Source organism: Bacteroides bouchesdurhonensis, from assembly GCF_900155865.1.
Lineage (GTDB): Bacteria > Bacteroidota > Bacteroidia > Bacteroidales > Bacteroidaceae > Bacteroides > Bacteroides bouchesdurhonensis.
On sequence record NZ_LT707006.1, the window covers coordinates 1,973,316 to 1,999,658 of the forward strand.

Consider the following 26,343-nt stretch of genomic DNA (forward strand, 5'->3'; position numbering starts at 1 on the left):
TATTTTCTTATTTGATTCCCAGTGCAGTATTGATACGCAATATCATATCTTCGTAATGATATCGTGTTGCAGTATCAGAAGTGCTGAGACGGTTCTGCAAGAGTTTCTTGATACGTAATAATTCTCCGCGTTTTACAGAAATAGCATCTGAGATACGGTTAAGTTGGCTACCATAAAAATTCAATACTCGTGGAGCACCCATCCGGCTTTCTTCGTGCAGAGTACGCTGTTCGGCAGCATGGCAGCTACAAAAAGAAGTAGAATGATCGAGTAAGAAATGTTCGTCAGCCAGTTTCTTGTTGATTTTAACCGCTTCGGGTTCTGCGGCTGCTGTAAGTAAAGCATCCAGAAAGTTTTTCTGTAAAGAGCGTTCCATCACATCTGGAGTTCCTCCCCGTTCGGTAACACCGAAAATGTTTTTGTGAAGCGCATCCATAAATTCTACTACTGTAAACGCTTTCTTGCCATTTACAGACTCATTTTCGATCATACGCATCAATCGATTGTTACCTAGCAGATCCCAAAGGATATATGCCTGCGCATTTTTCAATATTTGTGTAGGTGCGTTCTCTTGTTTACCAACAGGAGTGTTACGAAGTAAATATGTATATTGTCCAACTTCCGTATCAAACAACCATTTGGGATAAGTCAGTACTTCGTCCATCAGGAACTTCAATGAAGCTTGTTGTTTCTCTTTTTCCACAAATGTATATGTCTTAACGCCATCACCTACTGTCGTATTTTCAATATAGATACCACCAATATTAGTCAGTACATGATACAAGTAATTGTTCCATTGATTGATAACAGCGTAATATAATCGTGACGCGTCTTCATACGTTTGTCCCTTTTCTCCGGTAGTAGTCCATTGGAGAATTTGAGGAACGATACGTTTCAGGTTTTCGATACCGAGTAGAGAAGAACGAACCGGATCATCTCCTAAATCTTCGTTTTGTGCACGCGGATCAACAGCATCACGTATATCTTGTGCTTCACTATACTTGTAAAGGCGGTCTGTATGTTTACTCAGGAAATCGAACAGAAGATTTTTTTCTTCCTCCGGAGTATTTTTACCATACCAACGATACCCATATTCAATAGCAAATTGGTCATAAGGACCAATATGTGGAGAAAGGACTTTCACTCCATCTCCCGGTTGAGCAATATAATTGAAACGGGCATAATCCATGATCGATGAAGCGGTGGAGTTCATCTTGGATGTGAATGACTCAGAGCGCAGAGAATCTGTAGGGAATGCAGCTGATCCCATCATATTATGGCGCAGACCTAGAGAGTGGCCTACTTCGTGACAAGCCACAAAACGGATAGCGTCACCCATCAGAGAATCAGGTAATTGTACGCTACGTGCTGCCGGGCAGACTGTTCCGGTTTGTACAGTGATCCATTCGCGTACCATGGAGAGTACATTGTGCCACCACATGATGTCAGCTTCTAGAATTTCTCCTGAACGTGGATCAAGGATGGAAGGTCCCATAGCGTTCTTTTTTTCTGAAGCTGCGTACGTTATTACAGAGTAATTAACGTCATCCATATCAATTTGCATACTGTCGGTAATCTCCTTGGCAATAATTGCATTTTTGAACCCTGCTTTTTCAAAAGCGGCTTGCCAATCTTCGATTCCCTTTTTTATATAAGCACGCCATTGATAAGGTGTTGAGTTATCTATATAAAACACGATAGGTTTAGCCGGTTCTACGAGTTTCCCTTTCAGATAGGCTTCCCGATCTTCCGGTTTAGGTTCTAGGCGCCAACGAGTGATATAGTGTTTGGTATCGGTACCTTGCTGTGCGTCGCTGAAACTTAATAGCGGATTAGTAAAGTATCCTACTTTCTGATTGTCGAAGCGTCCCATCATTGGAATCTCCGGCAACAAAAGGATAGATGAGCTGACCTCTACAGTTACATAAACACTAGTTGTGCCTTCTGTGACTTTAGTTGTCAATTCCGAAGTTGCTACTACATTGTTCGGGAAAGACTTCACAGAAAGAATACGTGAAAGGTTTTTGATGGCTGAGGTTCCTAAATTAATATTTGTGAATACATTATTAATGCTGGTTTCCGTTCCATCATAGATATCATTTACTTTAATAACCAAAGCTGTAGAATCCTGATTGATTGCTTCAATTTTGAATGCAGCGATCAAGGGAGAGATAAAGTTATCTTTCACCGATTGATAGATAGCATCAGTTTTGGGAGCTAAAGGTAAAGGGCGTTGCTGACGAAACATTAGTTTTTTGCTGGCTTTGTCCCATTCAGCACTGATCATTTGATTTTCATAATTTACCCCACGGTTTACACCAGCTTCATTCAGCTCTGCGGGTACACGTTGTAGCTTATTGACCACTAATAGGTCACGACCTAACAAAGAGGTAGGAACTTCGAAATAAAAATCATTTTCTTTTTGGTATACAGTAAACATTCCTTTGGAAATTTTACTGCCTTCTACCAACTTCTCATAGTCTGTTTTTGACTTTTCTTCCTGTTCGGGCTTCTTCTTTTTTTTCTTCTTGAACCAACTCGCTTGTTCTGCGACCGAGGATTCTGCTGATGCCATGTGGGGGCATACAACACCTAGCAGTACGCAGGCAACCACTGTTGCCATTACTCTCTCATAAATTCTCATTGTTTTTTTCGATTAATTAAAAATAAGAAACAGCCTACAAAATTACGAATATAATTCATATGTTACTTTCAAAGTGAGAGATAAATACGAAAAATAAAAGAATTATTAACTAGTATTCGGTATATCATTCGCTTCGGGACATTTCGTAATCTACTTAAAATAGTGTACTTTTGTAGAGTTTTTAAAATGTATGTGTTATATGAAACAATATATTGCTGCCTTTTTGCTTGCTTGTTGCATTCAAGGGTATGCGCAAGAGAAAAAGCAAGTGACTTTTACACCGCCTTTCGATTTCCCTCTCACTTTAAGCGGAAATTTTGGAGAAATCCGTACCAACCATTTCCATGGAGGATTAGATTTTAAGACGGGAGGAGTGATCGGTAAACCTGTACATGCTCTGGCTGATGGTTATATTTCGCGTATCCGCGTCACTAATGGTTCGGGATATGTACTTGATGTTTGCTATTATAATGGATATTCAACTATAAACCGACATCTAAGTGGTTTTCTTTCTCCTATTGCCGAAAGAGTGGAAAAGCTTCAGTATGAAAATGAGAATTGGGAAGTGGAGATTATTCCCGGACCGGAAGAATACCCTGTAAAAGCCGGACAACCGATCGCTTGGAGTGGGAATACAGGATATTCGTTCGGACCTCATCTCCATCTGGATGTATTCGAAACAGAATCGGGTGAATTTATTGATCCTATGCCTTTCTTCAGAACGAAAATAAAGGATACGCGTGCGCCTAAGGCGGATGGTATCATGTTATTTCCTCAAGCGGGTAAAGGTGTAGTAGCGGGTAAGCAGGAGAACTTAACGATCCTACCGAATCATGAACAGCCTGTAGAAGCGTGGGGTATTATTGGTACAGGTATTAAAGCGTATGATTATATGGATGGCGTGAGCAATCATTATGGAGTATATTCCGTAGTACTTTCAGTAGATGGAAACGAAGTATTTCGTAGTACTGTAGATCGCTTTTCCCCAAATGAAAACCGAATGATTAATTCCTGGACTTACGGGCAATATATGAAATCGTTTATTGATCCGGGGAATACTTTACGTATGCTAAAAGTTTCAAATGGAAATCGTGGTCTGATCACTATCGATGAAGAACGGGATTATCAATTCTTGTATACTTTGAAAGATGTTTTTGGTAATACCTCCCGTTATCGTTTTACAGTACGTGGACGAAAACAACCGATTCAACCGTTGGAATATCAGGATAAATACTTCTTTGCATGGAATAAAACAAATTTTCTGCATGAACCGGGATTGAGTCTGGTTGTGCCGAAAGGAATGTTGTATGATGATGTGAATCTTCATTATGAAGTAAAAGCGGATAGCGGGGCTATTGCACTTACTTATCAGTTGAATGATGAATCGACACCTCTTCATGCCGGTTGTGAATTACGAATCGGATTATTGAGGAAACCATTGGCAGACACTACAAAATATTATATAGCTTCTGTTACTCCCAAAGGAACAAGATACAGTGTGGGTGGTAAATATGAAAATGGATATATGAAAACAAATATCCAGGAGTTAGGTACTTATACGGTAGACATTGATACTATTCCACCAGAGATCATTCCTATCAATAAGAATCAATGGGCAAAAAATAAAAAGATTGTTTATCGATTGAAGGATAAGGGTACGGGAGTCTGTTCCTATCGTGGAACGATTGATGGAAAGTATGCGCTTTTCGGACGTCCCAATATTGTTAAGTCTTATTGGGAATGTGAGCTCGATCCGAAACATATCAAAAAGGGAGGGAAGCATATTGTCGAATTTACCGTAACTGACTGTTGTGGTAACAAGACCGTTTCCCGGGAAAGTTTTATCTGGTAATTATTAAAAATGTGAATCATATATTATGAAAAGAAGAATTGTCTTTTGTGCTGTAGTATTCCTGACAGCTGTAGCGAATACTTTCGCCTGTACCAATCTGATTGTCGGAAAGAATGCTTCTACCGACGGATCAACTATAGTTTCTTATTCTGCTGATTCCTATGGATTGTTTGGTGAGCTTTATCACTATCCTGCCGCCACATATCCGAAAGGAACGATGTTGAAAGTGTACGAATGGGATACTGGTAAATATCTGGGAGAAATAGAGCAAGCGCGTCAGACTTATAATGTAAATGGTAACATGAATGAATATCAGGTGACTATTGGTGAAACAACTTTCGGTGGTCGTCCTGAATTGGCTGATTCTACCGGGATTATAGATTATGGAAGTTTGATTTATATCGGTCTGCAACGTTCGCGTACGGCGCGTGAAGCTATTAAGATAATGACTGATCTGGTGCAACAATACGGTTACTATAGTGAAGGGGAATCTTTTACTATTGCCGATCCTAATGAAGTTTGGATTATGGAGATGATTGGTAAAGGTTCAGGTGTACGTGGAGCGGTTTGGGTAGCTGTACGAGTGCCGGATGATTGTATTTCAGCTCATGCTAATCAATCCCGTATTCACCAATTTGATATGAGCGACAAAGAAAACTGTTTGTATTCGCATGATGTTATTTCGTTTGCACGTGAGAAAGGTTATTTCAATGGAGTCAATAAAGACTTTAGTTTTGCCAATGCGTATGCACCGCTTGATTTCGGTGCCCGTCGATTCTGTGAAGCTCGTGTATGGAGTTATTTTAATAAGTTCACTGATCATGGAAAAGAATACCTTCCTTATATAGAAGGTAAGACAAACGATCCGATGCCTCTTTTTATCCGTCCGAAACAGAAGCTTTCTGTTCAGGATGTGAAAGACATGATGCGTGATCACTATGAAGGAACGCCTCTCGATATTTCTAATGATTTCGGAGCAGGTCCTTATAAAACTCCCTATCGTCTTTCTCCGCTGAACTTCAAGGTTGGTGATAAGGAGTATTTCAACGAACGTCCTATTTCTACTCAGCAAAGTGGTTTTGTGTTTGTGGCGCAGATGCGTGCAAATAAACCCGATGTGATTGGTGGTGTGCTTTGGTTTGGTGTAGATGATGCAAACATGACTGTATTTACTCCTGTTTATTGTTGTTCAACCAAAGCTCCATTATGCTATACGCGTGTAGACGGAGCAGATTATATCACTTTCTCATGGAATTCTGCTTTTTGGATTTTCAATTGGGTGTCGAATATGGTATATCCTCGTTATAGCTTGATGATAGATGACGTACGTGCTACTCAAAAAGAACTGGAAACGACTTTCAATCAAGCACAGGACGGTATTGAAGAAATGGCTGCAAAGCTATTGGCAAAAGATAAGAATGCTGCCATCGAATTTCTGACAAATTATACTAATATGACTGCTCAAAGTACTTTTGATACATGGAAACAACTCGGAACTTTCCTTATCGTGAAGTATAACGACGGAGTGGTAAAACGTATGAAAGATGGAAAATTTGAACGTAATTCTATCGGTCAGCCTGCCGGCGTCATCCGTCCGGGATATCCGAAGGAGTTTCTCGAAGAATATGTAAAACAAACCGGAGAAAGATATATGGTTACAGAATAATTCTGTTATTATCGTCTTTTTATTTAATAAACTGTCCATATAGTCTAAAATCCTGTCCACATCATTCGGTCAATCTGAATGATGTGGATTTTTATTTTATTAGTAATCAGATAAATAAATATATCTGATTTGTCCATGCATGAAATTTGCTTTCTTTCTCGATACTTCCTACATTTGCATTAATCATTAAATCATGATACGATGAGAAATGTTTTACTTTTATATATTCTCTTGCCGGGATTTCTCTTTATCTCTTGTCAGTCTTCCTCACAAAAAAGAAACCTTGAAGAAAAAATGCAATCTTTATTTGAGAAAGGTGATAGTTGTAGGAAGCACGGGGATGAAGAAAATGCGGTAAATTTTTATAATCGATCTTTGAATTTGGCTAAACAAGGAGATAACCCTTGGCTGGAGGCTACTCTTTATAATCGACTTGGTACTATATATATGTATCGGGAACTGTACAGTGATGCTTTGGATATGTTTAAATCGGGTGCTGCTCTTTATGCGAAGGTGCCCTACTGTAAAGAAGGTGCCGTTACCTTACGGAATATCGGTAGAGTGAATTTATTGTTGCAGCAGTCTGATAGTATTTTCTGTTATTACGACCGGGCTTTGGACGTTGCAATGCAACTGCCTGATAAGGAGTTGCAGCGTAAACTCTCATCCGAGTTGGAGGCTATTTATTCAAAAGCGGGTCTTTTTCATTTCTCTACCAAATTATTATTGAGATTTCTTGATAGTCTCGAGGATGATGCCTCTACTTATTTATTACTCGGAGAACTTAGTGTATATCAGAATCGGAAGGAGGAAGCGAGAAGGTTGTTATTGAAAGCTGTTCAGACGAGTGATATGTATATTTGTTCGAATGCTTATCTGCACTTGTATAATCTGGAGAAAAAAGAACAACATTGGGAAACTGCCGTTCGATATGCCGATTCTTATAAACAATGCCGAGATTCATTAGAGCGACAATTAGCTTCTTCTTTTGACATTCGAGCTTTGGGACAAAAATACGAGAAAGAACGTCTTCAGAGTGCAAATCAGGAATTACAGAATGAACATTTACGTCAGCGGACTCACTATCTGACAGGCATATTGGTAATTTGTTTCTTGTTTATAATCTGTCTGTTCTTTTATTACCGGGAGAAAAGGAAGAAAGATAAAGAACTTACTCGGATATTACGGAGATTGAGGGAAAATGAACAACAAATCAGCAATTATACTTCATTGTTGCAAAAAAATAAACGTATGATTGGGAATTTGTTGAATGACAAGAAAGAGAATGATACATTGTTACAAGATAAGAACGTAGAATATGAGGATTTGAAAGAAATAAATAATCAGTTATCAGCAGAGCTTAGGACTTTACATACGGATCGAGAGGATATATTACGTCATCTCAATGTTGGAAACTTAGAATTAAACCTTTCTGAACAGTATATGGCTTACACTCATCTCTGTCAATTAAAAAGTGAAACTTATTATGGGATTCTCGAAACTCAACAGGAATGGAGTCAATTATTTGCAATTATTGATTTACTGTATGACAATGTTTCCGCGAAACTCAGTAAATATGGGCTGTTGACGGAACAGGATAAAAGAGTTTGTTACTTGCTTCGTATCGGCATCAGTAATGCGGACTTAGGCAGACTTTTTAATATAGACGCCCGTTCTGTTACAAAATCGAAACAACGAATCAAAAAGAAAATAAATCTTGCACCGGACGACTCATTAGAAGAGTTCTTGATAAAATAGAAATTATTTCACTTTTAAAATAGAAAAACCATGAGAAAACTGTTATTATTATCATTTTTACTGTATATCGTACTGAGCGTATCTGCACAAAATGGAAAACAACCAACTAACCGGAGTCTGCCGGTAGTTGATATTACTAAAGACTATCCGAAGAAGGAAATGGTACTTAAAGATTTTGTCACAGTAGAGTATATTCCATTGGAGACTACAGACGATGTGTTACTGGATAACATCGCACATCTGTATACTTCTGTTACAGATCACTATATCGTAAATTGTAATTCTCGAGAGGGAACTGTGTTTGTTTTTGACCGGTCGGGGAAAATCAAACATCATTTTAATCACAAGGGTGGTAGTGGAGAAGAATATAATTATATTCTTCAATTGCGAATAGATGAAAAAGCAAAAGAATTATACTTATTGGATAATACGAGAAAATTACTGGTTTACTCTTTTGAAGGTCATTTTAAACGGCGTTTGCCATTCCCTAAAGATATTAGAATTGAAAAGATGTATAATTATGATGATCAATATTTACTGTGTTATGATATTTATAATTTAGATTGGGAAAAACTAATTCCAAATAGCTGTCCCTATTTCCTGATGTCAAAGAAAGATGGTGCTATTTCACGTCTTCCGATAACGATTCAGAATAGAATTGGTAATTGTATTCATATTCAAAAAAGTCCGACTGAAGTCATGACGAGTTCAATGACGGCTTTTCCAATGGTCAGTAATGGAACTGAATTTGTTCTTTCAGACTTGGCGGGAGATACAGTGTTCCTTTATAAGAATAAGAAGATCATTCCTCTGTTTACTCGTACCCCAAAGTCGGCAGCTAGTGACCCTCGTCTGATGTTGACTTGTACAATGAAACTGGGAAATTACCTTTTTATGTCATCAATGGCGAAGAAAATATATGACGGTCCCCGTATTGAGACGAAAGACTTTGTATACGATCTGTCGACCGGAGCTATATATGATGGCCGTTTGGTAATAAAAGATGCTAATTCCTCTGGCAGGTTTTCATTAATGGGGGATAATTCTTATACTCAATTACCAGAGAATTGTTTACTTCAAAGTTATCGTCCTGATAGATTGCTGAAAGATTATAAGGAAGGTAAGCTGAAAGGTCAATTGAAAGATATTGCTTCTAAACTGTCGGAAGATGATAATCCGGTGTTTATGTTGATTACATTCAAACTCAAATAGAAAGTACTATGAAATTTGTATGGTTTCTTTTCTCACTTACTCTATTGGTCGGATGCAACCGTCAGCAAGTGACTATTGTTCCTGACTCTTCATTGCCGGTGCTGGATATTACCGCTGATTATCCTGAAAGAGAGATTGACTTGACGGAAGAAGCGGAGATAGAGTATATTCCATTGCAATTTCAAGGAAAGGAGCGGCTGGAACTTTCTGATTTGTTGTATGGAACGGTATCAGAACATCTGATTATTGCTTATAACAGAGAAGGAACTGTTTTTGTATTTGATAAAATGGGGAAACAATTGCATCAGTTCAATCCTATTAAAAAAGAAAAGAAACCATACGACTATATTTTTTCGATTTATGGTGATGAAGAAAACCAAGAGATATTTATAAAGACTTCTTCTCGCGAAATAAAGGTTTACTCTTTGGCTGGTAACTATAATAGGAGTTTGAAAGTTGTCTATCCAATATCATTCGACCAAGTTTTTGGATATAGTAAAGATACGCTGATTGTTAGTAATGGGACGGAGGACGTTGATAATTCGGTCACTAATGGAATTTATTATTATAAATTATCAAAGAAAAATGCGGGTCTGTCACCTTTTCCATTTTATGTAAAGCGTAGGATTACGAATAGATTTACTGGTAATGTGCAGGATGGGGCGCAGGCTAATGGTTTTTGGTTTAGTTTGTCTGTAGAGCCGATGATAAAAAATGGCAATGAGATAATCCTCTCTGATTTCGCCTGTGATACTATTTTTTCATTTGACGGTGGTATAAAGAAGGCTTTATTGCGTCGTACGCCAGCCGTTCGTTCTACTTTTCCTTTGAAGTTGATCGGGGTGATAATGAAGACTGATCGTTATATGCTTATGAATATTGTAGAAAAAGTATATGTACCCAATGAAAAAAAAATTAAAGTTAAATCATTGTTATATGATTTCAAGACACAGGAGATTGTCGTTCCTAAACTTATAAATAAAGAGTTTACTCCCCTGCGTCCGGTTTATCTGGAAAATCTTAAGGGGAATTTTCCTAAGAATACCTGTGTAGCTGCCATACATTCGAAGAAATTGTTTCAATTATATGAATCAGGACGTCTTTCGGGCAAGGCAAAAGAAGTGGCTTCTCGCCTGGGGCGGGATGATACGCTTGTTTTAATCTTGCATCGTTTCAAATAATAGTAGATGCAAAATCCTTTTCTTTGGTGATTAATTTAGCGAAAATGTAGGATTTATAAACTTATTCTTTTACATTTGTATGCTCAATCCACCAGTCAGATTACTTCTGACTGGGTTTTGTGTTGAGCTCTGACTAAAATATCAACTAATATTTAAATAGAAATGGAAAATCAAGAACTTGTGAAACAGGTAACTGAGAAAGCCAAGAAATGGCTGACACCGGCTTATGATGCCGAGACTCAGGCTGAAGTGAAACGTATGTTGGAAAACGAAGATAAAACCGAATTGATTGAAGCGTTCTATAAAGACTTGGAATTTGGTACAGGCGGTTTGCGTGGAATCATGGGAGTAGGAAGTAACCGCATGAATATATATACTGTGGGTGCTGCTACTCAAGGACTTTCCAACTATCTGAAGAAAAATTTCAAGGATCTTCCTCAGATTTCTGTTGTAGTAGGTCACGATTGTCGTAACAATAGTCGCCTGTTTGCAGAAACTTCTGCTAACATTTTCTCTGCCAACGGTATCAAAGTATATTTGTTCGACGATATGCGCCCAACTCCTGAGATGTCTTTTGCTATTCGTCATCTTGGTTGCCAAAGTGGTATTATTTTGACTGCTTCACACAATCCTAAAGAATATAACGGTTATAAGGCATATTGGGATGATGGCGCACAAGTATTGGCTCCGCATGATAAAGGTATTATTGACGAAGTAAATAATATCGCTTCAGCTGCTGACATCAAGTTCGAAGGAAATCCGGATCTGATTCAGATTATCGGTGAAGATATAGATAAGGTTTATCTGGATATGGTGAAAACAGTATCTATTGATCCGGAAGCTATTGCTCGTCATAAAGATATGAAGATCGTTTATACTCCGATCCATGGTACAGGTATGATGTTGATTCCACGTGCATTGAAGATGTGGGGATTTGAAAATGTGTTTACTGTCCCCGAACAAATGATTAAGGATGGTAACTTCCCGACTGTTGTTTCTCCGAATCCGGAAAATGCTGAGGCTTTAACAATGGCAATCAATCTGGCTAAAGAAATTGACGCTGACCTTGTGATGGCTTCCGATCCGGACGCTGACCGCGTAGGTATTGCTTGTAAGGACGATAAAGGTGAGTGGGTATTGATTAACGGTAATCAGACTTGTATGATGTACCTTTATTATATCCTGACTCAATACAAGCAATTGGGTAAGATTAAAGGTAATGAATTCTGTGTAAAAACTATTGTAACAACAGAATTGATCAAGAAGATTGCCGATAAGAATCATATTGAAATGCTGGATTGCTACACCGGTTTTAAATGGATTGCCCGCGAAATTCGTTTGCGTGAAGGCAAGAAGAAATATATCGGTGGTGGTGAAGAAAGCTACGGATTCCTTGCTGAAGACTTTGTTCGTGATAAAGATGCCGTATCTGCATGCTGTCTGATTGCTGAAGTTGCTGCATGGGCTAAAGACAATGGTAAATCATTGTATCAGTTGTTATTGGATATCTATATTGAGTATGGATTCTCTAAAGAATTCACTGTGAATGTAGTGAAACCGGGAAAGAGTGGGGCAGAAGAGATTAAAGCAATGATGGAAAATTTCCGTTCTAATCCTCCGAAAGAATTGGGGGGCTCGAAAGTTATTCTGAGCAAAGACTATAAGACTTTGAAACAAACTGATGCTCAAGGCAATGTTACTCCAATTGATATGCCGGAACCGTCTAATGTTCTGCAATATTTCACAGAAGATGGTAGTAAAGTTTCCGTTCGCCCATCAGGCACTGAACCAAAGATTAAGTTCTACATGGAAGTGCAAGGTGAAATGGGTTGTCGTAACTGCTATGCTTCTGCCGAGTCGGATGCAATGGAAAAAATTGAAGCAGTGAAGAAATCATTAGGCATTTGATCGAATTCAGATACTTTTATTGATAAATAGTAAAAGAAGCTTTTTGGAAAGCCTTGTCCTATAAGATTTAGGCAATGTGTTAAAATCCACTTTTCAACGAAATCACCCTCAATACAAATACTTGTAGCGAGGGTGATCTCATTAAAATGAGTGAAAGATATTTGTACTTATTCCTGTTTTTCAAAAACTGCTAAAATGTTATCAGCCCATTTTATGTTTTCCGGGTCGGGGTGTGCGCCATTCTCCCTGAGCATTGTCAGGACTTGTTTCGCTGAAAGTGCAGCATAGTAACACCTTTCATAGTCTTTCAAATGAAAGCAGGTATGTGAAAAATAAAGATAAATCTCTGCCATAAGTGAGAAGAAAGGAACAGTATTGGCTTTCTTTACCAATTCATTTACGTGATTGATTGCTTCTCCAAATTCTTGTTGAGCAGATTGATAGTTTTCAAGTCGCAGATAACTCTTTCCGGTGGCTTTTAGTGCATTAACCAGGCTACTTTGCCATTGTTTACGGCTCGGATTGTTTTCATATAATTCAGCAGCATGCCTTTTGTATTCCTGATAGGAATCTAATGCTGTGTCATATCTTTTGTTTTTGAAGGCAAAGTCTCCTAGTACGCGGGAAATACTTAGTATTCTCATCTTGCCATCTTCAAAATCGGGATTGTGCATATGTATCTCTTTTGCCAATCTTTGTGCTTCTAAATAAGTTGAGAGTGCTTTCTCGTCCTCTTGCGCTTTTTCGTATAATAGACCGGTAGCCTGAAGAGATAAGATGTATTCGGCAATATCTTCTAAACTCCCTGAGTCTACGCATATTGATCTATACAAAGTACAGGATTCTTGTTGGCAGGCTATTGCTAATTCTTTGTGCATTGGTAATATAACTTTTGCAATATTTTCCATAAATAGAGCTAGGATGGGTACCCTTGCTTCCCAGATGGTGAGAGTTCTTAGATATCCTTCAGAATATTTTTTCTCATACTTTCCATTAATAATATCCTCCATAAATGCATTATACAAATCTTCAAAGTTTTCTTTATCTTCCATATTTGGATTCTTTAAAGTATAATGTAGCAAGAGTAAACCAAGATAAGCTCTTTCATCTAGCCAATCTGCTTCCCATTCGTTTGGTAATTCCTTATCAATGATTTCGATAGTATCTTGTACAATTTGATTATGATCCTCATTCTCCAACGTGTTGTTTAGTTTAGAAAGATCCATAAAGAGATTGCGGGAGAAATCAAGAGAAGAGATTTCTGTGAGTTCCTTGTATTTTTCGTTATAATATTCTTTTAGTTTAGTGTTGTAGCAATGTTCATAGATGTTCCTTAAATTTTTATATGCATTGGGAAGTAAAATCTCCTTCACTACTAAATCATCCATATCTTCCTCCATCATAGGAATAATGATCTGAAGGATTTTTTCGTTCATTTCTTCCTTACCAATAAACATCAGGTGGTTAGACATCGTTCTCACTATGCGGTCGTACATATGACGCGACTGACAAGTATTGTTTTGGTATTTGTCTAAATTGTTATCATTATCAGTTGTATTTTGGCTTTCATTCAAATGCTGTAATAAATACTCATATGCTTTTTTCCACGTCTCTTTACTTTCTTGATTACTTCGATATAATTCCCGAATTTCCTCGCAAAACATTTCGAATAATTGCGGATTATTCTCAAATTCATCCACAAGGATCGATGTTCCGGCTTGTATTGCTATGGGGAGACGGCAGGAATAGGTGTAGTGAAATAAGATAAACTCTTTTGCTTTAGCAGCATGATACATTAGTTCTTTGATACGTATGGGATCATCCGGTTTCAGGTTATTTAGATGTCGTAATATTGTTTGGTGAGTATCACATAGATTCTCTTTATTGAGTTCATTCAGTCTGTTTTTCAATAACTGGTGGGAGATGTTCCATTGCTTATCAACACCATTTTCTGTAAAATGGGGACGGAACCAACGGCGTAAAATGGAGAATGTGAGTTCATTCCATTCTTCTTTAAGCAATACGGATAAATCAGATTCACGAAGTCCGTAACGTGAAGCTGCCAAATAATACATGACTTGGTAAACAAACTTATCTCCAAGATTCTCAGCCGCCCGTTTCAGTAAATAAAGAAACATATCGCCCGGTGTACTTGGGAATTCATTGACAAGTTTGAGCATGTATTGTTCTATTTTCACCTCATTGTCTTCCTCTTCTCTTTCGCGAATGGCTTCGAAATCTGAGATGTCGAGTGTAAATAGGGCATGGGTAGCCATTTTCAACCATAAGGGAGAATAGTGTGAAAGATACTCGGAAGTACCATGTTGCAATAGTGCATTGACCACACTGGAATGAACCTCTTTACAGTTATAGGTGCAAAGAGAAGTGATCATGTCGCGAGTATCCGATTCATCGAATGAGGGAACTTCTATGATGAAACTTTGAGGTATTTTTTGTAGTTCTTCTATTGAATCAGGGATTGTACTTATTAAAGCTGATACGTTGAGCAGGGATAACCATTGTAGCGATATTAATTGCGAATGTTTGTTGAAACAGTCATAAGCGTCAATTAGTAATGTTAAATGAATTCCTGTCTTGGTAGCATGATTAACCAACTTTTCGAAATTGTGAAGAACAATCTGATCATGAGACATATGATTAACTTTCTCCTGCCCAATAATATTGAAGGTGCTTACCCAACTGGAAAATGCTTTAAATTCTTCTCCTGACATTTTCGCTCCTTCTTCTACGGGTTCGTACCTTTGATTTAAGATGGTTGCTATTTGATGACAGAAACATTCCAGCATATTGCTAACGGATGAAGCATTACCTGAAACGGATGCGCTGTGGAATAGAAGCAAGTGTTTCGGATCGTCTTCCCATTTTATTTGTATTTCATTGGCTAGCTGGCACATAATCGAACTCTTTCCGGAACCGGATTCTCCTGAAAACAGAATGATAGGGTACTCTGCCTTCTCTAATTTATCTTTAAGCTCTGAAAGAATAGATTCACGTCCTATAAACGAGCGGGTATTCTGTTGGATAAACCCCACTTGTTCTGCAATGTCTTTTTCTATCCAATTCTTATAATTCAGTTGCCTTTCTCCTACATCTTCTGAAATACATTTCTTTAATAGCTCATAAAGTTTTGTGTCGAATTCATCCAGATTTTCAAAATTCCTTCCGTTCCATGTGGGCGAATAATTCATTAATAGTTCATCCATATCATTCTGATGGAAGTGTCCAGTAATAATTTCCTTGAGATTGTTGAGCTCAGGTTTATGTTGTGTTTCGATATATTTCTTTTGGTATTCTTCGGGAATTTCGCGATAAACCTCTTCGTTGCGAATACATACGATGCTTCGGTTCAGATGATTTTTTTCAAATAAACCGTAATAAAATTCTAATGCAGTTACACTGATTTCGTCAGTTTGTAGCAAATTGCGGCAACGGTCTATATCTAACTGCGGGAGTGAACGTTTGATACGAATATTATCCGGCACCCATCCATAACGTGAACCAAGTAACCCAATAAAGAAAGGACGGCTTCTGTCTATCTCTTCCATACATACTTTCAGTATCTTAGCGTCACGGTCAATTAGGCTCTTGTCATCAGTGGTATTTACTCCCCAACGTAAGTCAATGACTCGAATTGCTACGTGTAGAGGATTGAAGAACTCTTCTAGTTGAGGGATTACTATTCGGCGGATATGATCTCTTTCCGCATCCATGTCTGCAAATGTACTACTGATAAAGAGTGTTACTGTGGTCCATTCGTCGGTTTGCTTCATAGTTGAATTTTTTCGGTTCGTAATTTACAAATATAAGAAAGTTGGGCGGATATCCAATGAATAATCTCTTTGTTAGTTTCATTTCCTTTGCATTCTTTAAGTTCCCTTTCTAATCCTTCTGCCTTGAATCTTGTTCTATCTGCAACATCTCAATTTAAACATGCAGGCTGCGGGGACACAAGGTTTTTGTTGATGCTTTAGAGTGGATGCGTTTCGTTTCATTCTCATAAGTTGTTCGTTTGTAGTTTTTGTGTACTTCGTAGCCTGTTCTTGTTGTGCTAGTATACGATTGATTATTTTGCTTCAGAGGTAGGATTTTCTATCCACCAATCAATCATCTTTCTAGCCAAACTCAGTTTATGTGGAAGCTCCGGCAAATTGTCTCTTCTGTAAAATGCTCCCGAATTCAGTTCCTCTTTTTGTAATTTGATTTCTCCTCCGGCATAATCGGCAATAAAGCCGACCATTAATCCGCTGGGATAAGGCCAAGGCTGATTGCCGAAATAAGTGATATGCTTTACATCTAGTCCTGTTTCCTCTTTTACTTCACGTGCTACACATTCTTCCAGTGTCTCTCCTGTTTCCAAAAATCCGGCAACAAGGCTATTGAATGTTCCTTTAAAATTATGGGCATGGACGAGCAAGATAGAATCTTCTTTGCGTACCAAAACCAAGATAGCAGTAGAAATTGCTGGATACACTTCTTGTCCGCACTTCGGACAACGTTTCATAATCGTTTCTTTTTGTTCCAGAGGAGTTCCACAAGCAGAACAGAAACGGCTGTTTCTGTCCCAATGTAATATTTCATATGCTTTTCCCGCTGTCTGATAATGAACTACTGATAGATACTCGTACGAAGCGCGAAGTCCGACCATTACAAATTGTTCCGATTCCTCGACAGGAGATATGATGGAAAATGCTTTGCAATTACTATTTTCCAGTGTGGTAATATTGTGTATAGTAGTTTTCTCTTTGATATTAATAGGAGGTACTTCTCCATAAGGAATAGTGAATGTCCCATTTTCATTCTTTTCAAGTAGCAGCTGGTCTTTATAAAAGATGAACCACCAGGATTGCATTGTTTGACTCATTTTTTTTCTAAAGTTTTCTTCGCGGTATTTTCCACGAATGTTTTCGTGGATATTTTTTCACGCTGCGAAGTTATAAAAAACTGATTTGATATTTAAACTAGTGAAGTAAAATATCAGTGGATTACTCTAATAATATTCGTTGTTTTATTCCAATCTCTTTGATAAAATAACTATCACGGGAAATAGCGATACTAAACAACACGAATTTCGTGATTCTTAGCGATGAAAAAGCATATTAAAAGTGATGTTTAAAGAAAGTATTGTCTTACTTAGATATACTTATGGGAGTAATTATGAAGTTTAATTTGTGTGCAAAAAATACTTTTTATCAATATGATTGCGTTTCTTTTATTAAAAATAAGTGTGTCCAACTTAGAAGATAAATCCTCAGAGTATTGAGCTAGGAGAAGTGAATAAGTAATATTAAAAAATGAAACAGAGGTTGAGCTTGAAATAAACGTATCCTCTGTTTCCCTTATTTACAATTTCTGTTTTCTAAACTATGTAGCTTTTATATATAAATAGACCTTACACATCAAACAGCTCATTTAATCCTTCACTCATACTTGGATGTGTGAAGATAAAGTCGCGAAGGAAAGTATAATGCTGCCCGGTTTTCATTGCCATTGCCACGATATTGATTACTTCCGATGCATCCGCACAAAACAAAGTACATCCCATTATCTTTCCACTATGGTTGTTTACAATTGCTTTCAACATACCATCTATCTGTTGTAAAGTACGTGAACGTACCACAGCTGTTGCCGGTAATCGTGAAACCTTGATAGAGTAACCTCTCTTTAGGGCTTCCTCTTCAGTAAGTCCGATATGCGCCAACGGTGGATCAATAAATACTGCGTAAGGAACAGGAGTTCTATCACCAATATCCCGTTTCTTATCTCCAAAAAGCTGATTACGAATAATCCGGAAATCATCCAAAGAGAGATATGTAAATTGCGGTCCTCCTTTTACATCACCCATTGCCCATATATGAGGAACATTGGTACGGAGTTGGTCACTGACGGCAATAGCCCCATGAGCATCTACTGTCACGCCTGCTGCCGAGAGGTTCAGGTCTTTAATCATCGGTTTGCGTCCCGTTGCTATCAGGATAGCGTCCCCATCTATAAAATAAGGGGTGCCGTCAGAAACATCGGAATACGTTAGCGTTACTCCGTCATTCGTGTCATGAATGGATTGCGCACGCGAATTCAAGCGGATTTCAATTCCTTTCCTTTTCATGACATCTTTCACACTGTTGGCAATATCTCGATCTTCATTAGGCATAAACTTATTTCCTCCTTCAAGTACTGTAACTTTACTGCCGAATCCTGCATACATAGAAGCGAATTCCAGTCCGATATATCCTCCACCAACGATAATTAAATGTTTAGGCAATAAATCTACTTCCAGCATTGTTGCACTTGTGTACACTTTCTGGCTTTGTTTGATTCCATCAATTGCTGGAATTATAGGTGTAGAACCGGTGTTGATAAAAATCTCTTTACCCTGCAGCTCAATATCTCCGTCAGGTAAAGTTACTTTAATCGTATTGGTCGATGTGAAGGAACCAACACCTGTATAAATCGTAACATTAGGACGTTTACTCAACTTTTCGTAGTTGCTTTCCCGTAAGAACGAAGTTAGTTTGTTTTTGCGGTATATTGCTTGTTTATACATATTTGCCTGTTTTGGATAGTCTTCATGAAGAAACAGACTGGAAATATCAGCTTCATGTATCAGAGCTTTCGTAGGAATACAAGCTATATTGGGGCAACTTCCTCCGTACATCGTCTTGGAACGTTCTACGATGGCAACTTTCCATCCCCGGTTTGAGAGTTCGGCAGCAAGAACTTTTCCTGCTTTTCCGAACCCTATAATAATTGCATCATATTGTTTCATAAATTATTCTCTTTAATCGTTTATACTCAGCCATATAAACAGCAGAAGAGAATATTTGTTTATGTTGCGAAAGGCTACTTATACGTTTTTAAGTGTTTTGAGTACGCGTTGTGACGAATTGGAAAGTAATACGACTGCTCCGGCGAGAATTACGATATCTTTAATCACCAGTCTACCGGCACCGGACAGTAATGGAAAACCGAATTCATCACCTCCAAGATTAGGTACCCAGACTTCCGGTGTAGTGACAAGGAAGGAAAGTGTACCAAGCGTCATAATAATAGCTAGCGTATCACCTATCAGTCCAATTCTCGGGAAGAAAATACCAAGAAAAACCAGAATACCGATACTCATAATTAGTGCTCCTAATCCATAAGAGAAAATATAAGTATGATTGGTTTCATGCCATGCTCTGTGTTCCGGAACAAGAGCTCCTTCCGGATTCTTAAACTCTTTGTATTCGGGTGCCTCCTTGGCATAGAAGAAGCTCATAAATGGGCTGTTGGCAACAAACGGTACAATACCGTCAGCTTCATAATGGAAATACTTTAATCCGCCGATCCAAACGAATACAACCAAAATAGCTACGCGGATAAACTTGATTCCGAAATTCTGAAGACCTGAAGTAAAGGTAAGTAATGTGATAAATTTTTCTTTCATCTTAATTGAGTTTTTATGGGTTTAACTTACACTGCAAAGATCGTGCTTTCCCCATAACTGCTCAATGGCAATACTTCCGTTTTACTTATCAATTCTTCCTTTCAGTCTCATTCCTGAACTGTACAGCACTCTGTCCTGTCATATTCTTGAAAAAACGACTGAAAGAAGCTTGGTCTTCAAAGCCTAGAATATCAGCAATTTCCTTGGCACTTTTGTTACTGTAAAGTAGCAAACGTTTGGCTTCAGCTTCCACTCTTTCGTGGATAACTCTCAGTGGAGATGGCAGTTTGCAAGTCGAAAATATGTTGGAAAGCGTCTTGGGAGACTTATGCAACATATCTGCATAATCTTGTACTTGTTTTTTAGTCCGGTAATGCTCATCTACCAAATTATAGTATTGGCGTACTATCTCAAAACCGGATTCTTTTTCTCGCGTGATATCTAACCGTTGCCGAGCAATGCGGGTACATTGGATGATAAACCGTTTCAGCAGGATACGTAGCATTTCTTCCTGAAGACTGTCGGAAACTGTGAATTCACTTTCCATAGCCTTAGTGATATCATTCAACTGTTGGCGTTCTTTTTCATCCAGAGTAAAACGGATAAGATGTGAGGAACCGTTGAAAAGGAAACCGCTGCATGATACTTCATGATCATTGCCGTAGATACAATAGAAATTACTATTAAACAATAAAGTCAGATATTCTCCGTCAATAGATTTGAATTCAAGATGTTGCAGGTGAGTCAATGAGATTACGTCATTTTCTGAGATTAACATCTCCTGGTGGTCAATTTCCACAGTGATACTTCCTTTGCGTACCCAGATGAACTTATAAAGCCCTTTTTCTTTTTGAAGAGCTTTTTCCATCAGATAAGAATCTGTGAGTGCGAGTGTTCCTTTTAGTTTGGTGTGATACTGTTGTAGCATATTTATTCCTCCATAGCTGATGCGTCAAATGATAATGGAAGTAAGTCGGAAATGCTTTTTACTTCGTAGATACATTCTTTTCCGTATAATAAAATACGGATGGGTTGCCCGTAACGTTTTTCTGTTTCCAGAATTACCTGCCGGCAAGCACCACATGGCGGAATTGGTGTTTGGATAAAGCCTTTCTCTGTTTTTGCGGCAACGGCAAGTGCCTTTACTGCTTGGTCAGGATATTGTGAATTAGCGTAAAACAGGGTAGTACGTTCTGCACATAACCCCGATGGGTATGCGGCATTCTCCTGATTGGTTCCGGTTACTATTGTTCCGTTATTCAGCAATGCAGCTGCTCCCACTGAAAAATGAGAGTAGGGAGCATAACTGCGGGCAGTTGCTTCCATAGCTGTTTTTATTAGCTTTTGGTCGTCTGCATTCAGTTCATCGTACTGATATACTTTGATAATAGCGGTTATTTGAAGGTCTTTCATATCGACTGGAGAATTAGTTTCTACAATTAATGTTACAAAGTTAGAAAAGAGATTGATAATCCCAATTATTTTTCAGAATTTTGTGCCTTATAATCCACTATTAAAATAAAAATGGAGAATAAACTGTATAGACTTGTTTTTTTAACGGTTATTTTATTCTTTGCCATAGGAGTACAGGCACAACGACGAAATTCCCGTTATGTGGAATATATAAATAAGTATAGCGATTTGGCTGTGGAGCAGATGAAACTCCATAAGATTCCTGCTAGTATCACATTGGCACAAGGACTTCTGGAAAGTGGAGCCGGATATAGTGAGCTTGCCCGTAAAAGTAACAATCATTTTGGAATTAAATGTGGTAGTAGTTGGCGAGGACGTTCAGTTCGTCACGATGATGATGCACGTAATGAATGTTTTCGTGCTTATAAGCATCCACGTGATTCTTATGAAGACCATTCTGATTTCCTAAGACGTGGAGCTCGTTATGCTTTTCTTTTTAAACTTAATATCACAGATTATAAAGGTTGGGCTCGTGGATTGAAGAAGGCGGGATATGCTACCGATCCTTCTTACGCTAACCGTCTGATAACAATAATCGAAGACTATGACCTGTACAAATACGATACTAAGGGAGTCTATTCAGAACGTAAATTGAAAAAAGAACCTTGGCTGTTGAGCCCGCATCAGGTGTATCTTGCGAATGGTATTGCTTATATAATAGCACGTAATGGTGATACATTTAAGAGCTTGGATAAAGAGTTTGATATCAGTTGGCGTAAACTTGTGAAGTATAATGATCTACAACGTGATTACACATTGATGGAAGGTGATATTATTTACTTGAAGAGTAAAAAGAAGAAAGCTTCCAAACCATATACTGTATATATAGTAAAAGACGGTGATTCTATGCATGGCATTTCCCAGAAGTTCGCTATTCGTCTGAAGAATCTGTATAAGATGAATCGTAAGGATGGTGAATATATTCCTGAGGTAGGAGATCGTCTACGTCTTCGTTAATGTAACTATGTTATTAGAGAAAATGATAGTTTGAGTGAGACAAAAATAATCATGATCTATAAGTAAACTAAAAGTACGCTTTGTTTGTTATTGAAAGAATAAAACATGATTAAGGTATGAGTCTCAACATTGCAAAAACAGATAAGAAACGCGTTGTTATAGTAGGCGGTGGTTTCGGTGGTCTGAAATTAGCTAATAAGCTTAGAAAATCAGGCTTTCAGGTCGTATTGATTGATAAAAACAATTATCATCAGTTTCCTCCATTAATCTATCAGGTAGCTTCGGCTGGTATGGAACCTACTTCTATCTCTTTCCCTTTCCGTAAGATATTCCAACATCGGAAAGACTTTTATTTCCGTATGGCGGAGGTACGTGCTATTTATCCTGAGCGAAACATGATACAAACTTCTATCGGGAAAGCGGAGTACGACTATCTGGTGCTTGCCGCAGGTACTACTACTAATTTTTTCGGTAATAAACATATCGAAGAAGAAGCCATGCCGATGAAAAATGTATCTGAAGCGATGGGCTTACGAAATGCTTTGTTGGCTAATTTGGAGCGTGCTGTTACCTGTTCTAATAAGCAAGAACAACAAGAGTTATTGAATGTCGTTGTAGTAGGAGGTGGAGCTACCGGAGTAGAAATAGCGGGTGTACTTTCTGAAATGAAAAGATTTGTCCTTCCGAATGACTATCCAGATATGCCCAGTAGCTTGATGCACATCTATCTGATTGAGGCAGGGCCACGTCTGTTAGCTGGAATGTCTGAAGATTCATCAGCTCATGCAGAACAATTTCTCCGCGAAATGGGAGTGAACATTTTTCTAAATAAACGAGTTGTTGATTATCGTGATCATAAAGTTATGCTCGAAGATGGAAGTGAAATTGCTACACGTACATTCATTTGGGTGAGTGGTGTTACCGGAGTTGCTATCGGTAATATGGATACCTCTCTAATTGGTCGTGGTGGGAGAATTAAGGTAGATGCATTTAACCGGGTGGAAGGTATGAAAAATGTGTTTGCTATTGGTGACCAATGTGTACAATTTGCTGATAAAAACTATCCGAATGGACATCCTCAATTGGCACAAGTAGCCATCCAACAGGGAGAACTGTTAGCTAAGAATCTGATTCGTCTGGAAAAAGGAAAGGAGATGAAGCCTTTTCATTACCGGAACTTAGGAGCAATGGCAACCGTTGGGCGTAATCGTGCTGTGGCGGAATTCAATAAAGTGAAGATGCAGGGTTGGTTCGCTTGGGTGATGTGGTTGGTTGTTCATTTGCGTTCTATCCTTGGAGTTCGTAATAAAGTAGTAGTATTGCTGAATTGGGTATGGAACTATTTTACCTATGATCAATCCATGCGTATGATTGTTTATGCACGTAAAGCTAAAGAAATTCGCGACAGAGAAGCAGTTGAAGCAACGACTCATTGGGGGAACGATTTGACTCCTACTTCTGAGGTATCTAAAGGACCACAAACACAGCTGCCAGGTAAAGAATAAAAAATAAATGCCTATTTGCATCGTTTTCAATATAATAACGTATATTTGCATGCACAATATTGAAACAATGCAGTTTTGCTTATGAACCGACGATACTATTGTTTGTTTGTAGTTTTGCTCTTTATTATTTTTAATCGAGCTGTAGCTGCTGAACACACATATAAGATATTATTTATTCAATCATATACATCCCAGACTCCTTGGCATGCTGATCTTACTGGCGGTTTAGCTAAAGGTTTTAAGGATAGTGGATTGAAAGTAGAAATTACAACTGAATATTTGGATGCTGATTTCTGGGCATTCAATTCGGAAAAGGTGATAATGCGCCGTTTCTGCCAACGTGCACGTGAAAGGCAAACTGATTTGATTATAACTGCTAGCGATGAGGCTTTTTATACGCTGTTTTCTTGCGGTGATTCCTTACCGATGCAGATCCCTGTTGTGTTTTTCGGAATTAAATATCCTGATGAAAAATTAATAGCAAACCTTTCCAATGTATGTGGATATACTTCCAATCCTGATTTTGCAGTTATGTTGCGGCAGGCAAAAAAGATATTTCCACAACGTAAGGAGGTTGTTTGCGTGATAGATAATAGTTTCCTTAGCAATAAGGGGCGTGAAGATTTTAAGAACGAGTGGGAAGTCTTTCATAGTGAGAATCCTGATTATAAGATGAAAATCTATAATACTCAGCAGGAAACCACTAATCATATTATTGCTGCCATTTGTTACCCCCGAAATAGTTATAACAGTATTGTAATAGCTCCCAAATGGTCTCCTTTTCTATCTTTTGTGGGAAAGAACTCTAAAGCACCAGTCTTTTCTTGCCAGAATGTAGGATTGACAAATGGAGTGTTTGTGGCTTATGATGCTGATGCTTTTGCATCTGCACATCTGACAGGTCAGAGAGCGTCTCAAGTGTTGCAAGGAACATCTCCTTCTGCATTGGGAATATCAGAACTTGATCAGGAATTTATCTATGATTATCGTCAATTGGAGTATTTTCATGTCAATCAAAGTAGAATTCCTGCCGGTGGAATTATCGTCAATCAACCTTATTGGGAAAAGTATAAATTCTTATTTATTCTATTTTATTCATCTATTCTGGTATTATTGATTGGTTCGGTAGTATGGCTGGTACGCGTTAATCGTCGGGAATCCAGACGAAGAATACATGCTCAGACACGTTTGCTGGTACAGAATAAAATGGTGGAACAGCGTAATGAGTTTGATAACATCTTCCATTCCATTCGTGATGGCGTTATTACTTATGATATCGATTTGAATATTCATTTCACGAATCGATCTTTGTTAAAGATGCTTCATTTGCCTTATGATACTCCTGTACGTCCTTACGAAGGAATGCCGGCTGGAAGTATTTTTAAGATATTCTACAACGGTGAGGAGATATTACGTAAGATGCTTCTTGACGTAGCAGCTACTGGAAATAGAGTTGTCATCCCTAAGGGAGCTTTTATGAAGGAAGTACATAGTGAAAACTACTTCCCAGTTTCCGGTGAAATAGTTTCGATTCATTCAAAGGGGCAAATAACAGGTATGGCTTTATCAGCACGTAATGTTTCTGATGAAGAGATGCAGAAACGTTTCTTTGATATGGCGTTAGAGGAAAGTTTTATTTATCCTTGGCAGTTTGATGTGACAATTAATTCATTCATTTTCCCTCAGGGATTTCTTGTTCATTTTGGATATGATGAATCTGTTACCACTATCTCCCGCGATGAGATGGATCAGATGATTCATCCGGAAGATTTGGTTGAAATGACTCGTATCTTTGATAAAGCATTGACAGGAGATGAAACTTGTGCCCGGTTGAATTTCCGTCAGCGTAATGCAACAGGAGAATATGAATGGTGGGAGTACCGTTCTTCCGTTATAACAGGATTAACGAGTGACTCATTATATAATATCCTTGGTGTATGTCAAAGCATTCAGCGATATAAAACTGCGGAACAGGAGATGAGAGAGGCGCGTGACAAGGCATTGCAGGCAGACAAACTGAAGTCAGCTTTCCTTGCCAATATGAGTCATGAAATTCGTACTCCGTTGAATGCTATTGTCGGATTCTCAGATTTGCTGAGTGACACAAGTGCTTTCACTGTGGAGGAAGTCGCTCAGTTTATTGCTACAATTAATAAGAATTGTGGATTGTTGTTAGCGTTGATAAATGATATTCTTGACTTATCTCGTATCGAATCGGGAACAATGGAATTCCAGTTTGCAAGTCATAATCTGTCTTTATTGCTCAAGACTGTTCATGATTCTCAGCGGCTTAATATGCCTCAGGGAGTAGAATTGGTATTGCGTGTACCTGATGGAGATAAGAAATACTTAGTGACAGACAATGTCCGGTTGCAACAAGTGATTAATAACCTGATTAACAATGCTGCTAAATTTACGACATCCGGATTCATTACTTTCGGCTATGAAGATGATGAAGATCCTAATTATACACTTCTTTTTGTAGAAGATACAGGTGTCGGTATTACTCAGGAGGGAATTGATCACATTTTCGAACGTTTCTATAAAGTCGATAACTTTACTCAGGGAGCTGGATTAGGATTAAGTATTTGTCAGACTATTGTCGAGCGTTTAAGAGGAACAATTTCGGTTACTTCGGAAGTTGGTAAAGGAACACGTTTCACTGTACGCGTTCCCAATTCCTGCGAATAAGAACAGTTATTCCGATAAACAGACCTTTTTTTGTTCTAAAATCCCCTCTACC

At 38.2% G+C, this 26,343-nt stretch carries 16 protein-coding genes; 9 read left to right on the plus strand and 7 right to left on the minus strand.

All coding sequences use genetic code 11. The annotated features are described in order from the left end of the window. Positions 1–7: 7 nt before the first annotated feature. Positions 8–2,644, minus strand: coding sequence for a zinc-dependent metalloprotease (locus tag CZ225_RS07935; protein ID WP_077153681.1), 2,637 nt, complete (start codon positions 2,642–2,644; stop codon positions 8–10). Between the two features lie 199 nt (positions 2,645–2,843). Here CZ225_RS07935 and CZ225_RS07940 point away from each other — a divergent pair, with 199 nt between their 5' ends. From CZ225_RS07940 to CZ225_RS07965, 6 genes are all read left to right on the plus strand, one after another. Further along, a complete protein-coding gene (locus CZ225_RS07940; protein ID WP_077155747.1) occupies positions 2,844–4,496 on the plus strand; it encodes a M23 family metallopeptidase in 1,653 nt (550 codons plus the stop codon). A gap of 25 nt (positions 4,497–4,521) precedes the next feature. After that, the gene (locus tag CZ225_RS07945; protein WP_077153682.1) at positions 4,522–6,162 is read left to right on the plus strand and encodes a C69 family dipeptidase; all 1,641 of its coding nucleotides are present in this window, start codon (positions 4,522–4,524) and stop codon (positions 6,160–6,162) included. Positions 6,163–6,456: 294 nt separating this feature from the next. After that, positions 6,457–7,920, plus strand: coding sequence for a tetratricopeptide repeat protein (locus tag CZ225_RS07950; RefSeq protein ID WP_234983020.1), 1,464 nt, complete (start codon positions 6,457–6,459; stop codon positions 7,918–7,920). Between the two features lie 30 nt (positions 7,921–7,950). After that, positions 7,951–9,132 (plus strand): 6-bladed beta-propeller, encoded by a 1,182-nt coding sequence (locus CZ225_RS07955; protein ID WP_077153684.1) that lies wholly within the window; start codon positions 7,951–7,953, stop codon positions 9,130–9,132. 8 nt (positions 9,133–9,140) lie between these two features. After that, the gene (locus tag CZ225_RS07960) at positions 9,141–10,313 is read left to right on the plus strand and encodes a 6-bladed beta-propeller (protein WP_077153685.1); all 1,173 of its coding nucleotides are present in this window, start codon (positions 9,141–9,143) and stop codon (positions 10,311–10,313) included. A 162-nt stretch (positions 10,314–10,475) separates the two neighbouring features. Next, a complete protein-coding gene (locus tag CZ225_RS07965; protein ID WP_077153686.1) occupies positions 10,476–12,221 on the plus strand; it encodes a phospho-sugar mutase in 1,746 nt (581 codons plus the stop codon). Between the two features lie 167 nt (positions 12,222–12,388). On the opposite strand, the gene CZ225_RS07970 is transcribed toward CZ225_RS07965, so the two are convergent. From CZ225_RS07970 to cdd, 6 genes are all read right to left on the minus strand, one after another. Then, positions 12,389–16,012: a DUF4062 domain-containing protein gene (locus CZ225_RS07970; protein WP_077153687.1), complete on the minus strand. Its 3,624-nt coding sequence runs from the start codon at positions 16,010–16,012 to the stop codon at positions 12,389–12,391. A gap of 293 nt (positions 16,013–16,305) precedes the next feature. Then, positions 16,306–17,142 carry an NAD(+) diphosphatase gene (gene nudC, locus CZ225_RS07975; RefSeq protein ID WP_262352017.1) on the minus strand — a complete coding sequence of 279 codons (837 nt, stop codon included), beginning with the start codon at positions 17,140–17,142 and terminating at the stop codon, positions 16,306–16,308. 489 nt (positions 17,143–17,631) lie between these two features. Beyond that, the gene (locus tag CZ225_RS07980; RefSeq protein WP_077153689.1) at positions 17,632–19,005 is read right to left on the minus strand and encodes an FAD-dependent oxidoreductase; all 1,374 of its coding nucleotides are present in this window, start codon (positions 19,003–19,005) and stop codon (positions 17,632–17,634) included. A gap of 78 nt (positions 19,006–19,083) precedes the next feature. After that, positions 19,084–19,665, minus strand: coding sequence for a DUF417 family protein (locus tag CZ225_RS07985; protein ID WP_077153690.1), 582 nt, complete (start codon positions 19,663–19,665; stop codon positions 19,084–19,086). Between the two features lie 88 nt (positions 19,666–19,753). Further along, positions 19,754–20,593, minus strand: coding sequence for an AraC family transcriptional regulator (locus CZ225_RS07990; RefSeq protein ID WP_077153691.1), 840 nt, complete (start codon positions 20,591–20,593; stop codon positions 19,754–19,756). A 2-nt stretch (positions 20,594–20,595) separates the two neighbouring features. Further along, the gene (gene cdd, locus CZ225_RS07995) at positions 20,596–21,078 is read right to left on the minus strand and encodes a cytidine deaminase (RefSeq protein ID WP_077153692.1); all 483 of its coding nucleotides are present in this window, start codon (positions 21,076–21,078) and stop codon (positions 20,596–20,598) included. Positions 21,079–21,189: 111 nt separating this feature from the next. Between cdd and CZ225_RS08000 the strand changes: the two genes are divergently transcribed. From CZ225_RS08000 to CZ225_RS08010, 3 genes are all read left to right on the plus strand, one after another. Beyond that, positions 21,190–22,095: a glucosaminidase domain-containing protein gene (locus CZ225_RS08000; protein WP_077153693.1), complete on the plus strand. Its 906-nt coding sequence runs from the start codon at positions 21,190–21,192 to the stop codon at positions 22,093–22,095. A gap of 116 nt (positions 22,096–22,211) precedes the next feature. Beyond that, positions 22,212–23,600, plus strand: coding sequence for an NAD(P)/FAD-dependent oxidoreductase (locus tag CZ225_RS08005; RefSeq protein WP_077153694.1), 1,389 nt, complete (start codon positions 22,212–22,214; stop codon positions 23,598–23,600). Positions 23,601–23,681: 81 nt separating this feature from the next. Next, positions 23,682–26,291, plus strand: a complete 2,610-nt coding sequence (locus CZ225_RS08010; protein WP_077153695.1) for a sensor histidine kinase — start codon at positions 23,682–23,684, stop codon at positions 26,289–26,291. The last annotated feature ends 52 nt before the right edge of the window (positions 26,292–26,343 follow it).

What these genes read in the sequence shown, in the direction of transcription:
- CZ225_RS07950 (WP_234983020.1), top strand. Translation starts at nt 6,457, where the DNA reads ATGCAATCTTTATTTGAGAAAGGTGATAGTTGTAGGAAGCACGGGGAT.
- CZ225_RS07970 (WP_077153687.1), bottom strand. Translation starts at nt 16,012, where the DNA reads ATGAAGCAAACCGACGAATGGACCACAGTAACACTCTTTATCAGTAGT.
- CZ225_RS07980 (WP_077153689.1), bottom strand. Translation starts at nt 19,005, where the DNA reads ATGAAACAATATGATGCAATTATTATAGGGTTCGGAAAAGCAGGAAAA.
- CZ225_RS07965 (WP_077153686.1), top strand. Translation starts at nt 10,476, where the DNA reads ATGGAAAATCAAGAACTTGTGAAACAGGTAACTGAGAAAGCCAAGAAA.
- CZ225_RS07955 (WP_077153684.1), top strand. Translation starts at nt 7,951, where the DNA reads ATGAGAAAACTGTTATTATTATCATTTTTACTGTATATCGTACTGAGC.
- CZ225_RS08005 (WP_077153694.1), top strand. Translation starts at nt 22,212, where the DNA reads ATGAGTCTCAACATTGCAAAAACAGATAAGAAACGCGTTGTTATAGTA.
- CZ225_RS08010 (WP_077153695.1), top strand. Translation starts at nt 23,682, where the DNA reads ATGAACCGACGATACTATTGTTTGTTTGTAGTTTTGCTCTTTATTATT.
- cdd (WP_077153692.1), bottom strand. Translation starts at nt 21,078, where the DNA reads ATGAAAGACCTTCAAATAACCGCTATTATCAAAGTATATCAGTACGAT.
- CZ225_RS07935 (WP_077153681.1), bottom strand. Translation starts at nt 2,644, where the DNA reads ATGAGAATTTATGAGAGAGTAATGGCAACAGTGGTTGCCTGCGTACTG.
- CZ225_RS07960 (WP_077153685.1), top strand. Translation starts at nt 9,141, where the DNA reads ATGAAATTTGTATGGTTTCTTTTCTCACTTACTCTATTGGTCGGATGC.
- CZ225_RS08000 (WP_077153693.1), top strand. Translation starts at nt 21,190, where the DNA reads ATGGAGAATAAACTGTATAGACTTGTTTTTTTAACGGTTATTTTATTC.
- CZ225_RS07940 (WP_077155747.1), top strand. Translation starts at nt 2,844, where the DNA reads ATGAAACAATATATTGCTGCCTTTTTGCTTGCTTGTTGCATTCAAGGG.
- CZ225_RS07985 (WP_077153690.1), bottom strand. Translation starts at nt 19,665, where the DNA reads ATGAAAGAAAAATTTATCACATTACTTACCTTTACTTCAGGTCTTCAG.
- CZ225_RS07990 (WP_077153691.1), bottom strand. Translation starts at nt 20,593, where the DNA reads ATGCTACAACAGTATCACACCAAACTAAAAGGAACACTCGCACTCACA.
- CZ225_RS07945 (WP_077153682.1), top strand. Translation starts at nt 4,522, where the DNA reads ATGAAAAGAAGAATTGTCTTTTGTGCTGTAGTATTCCTGACAGCTGTA.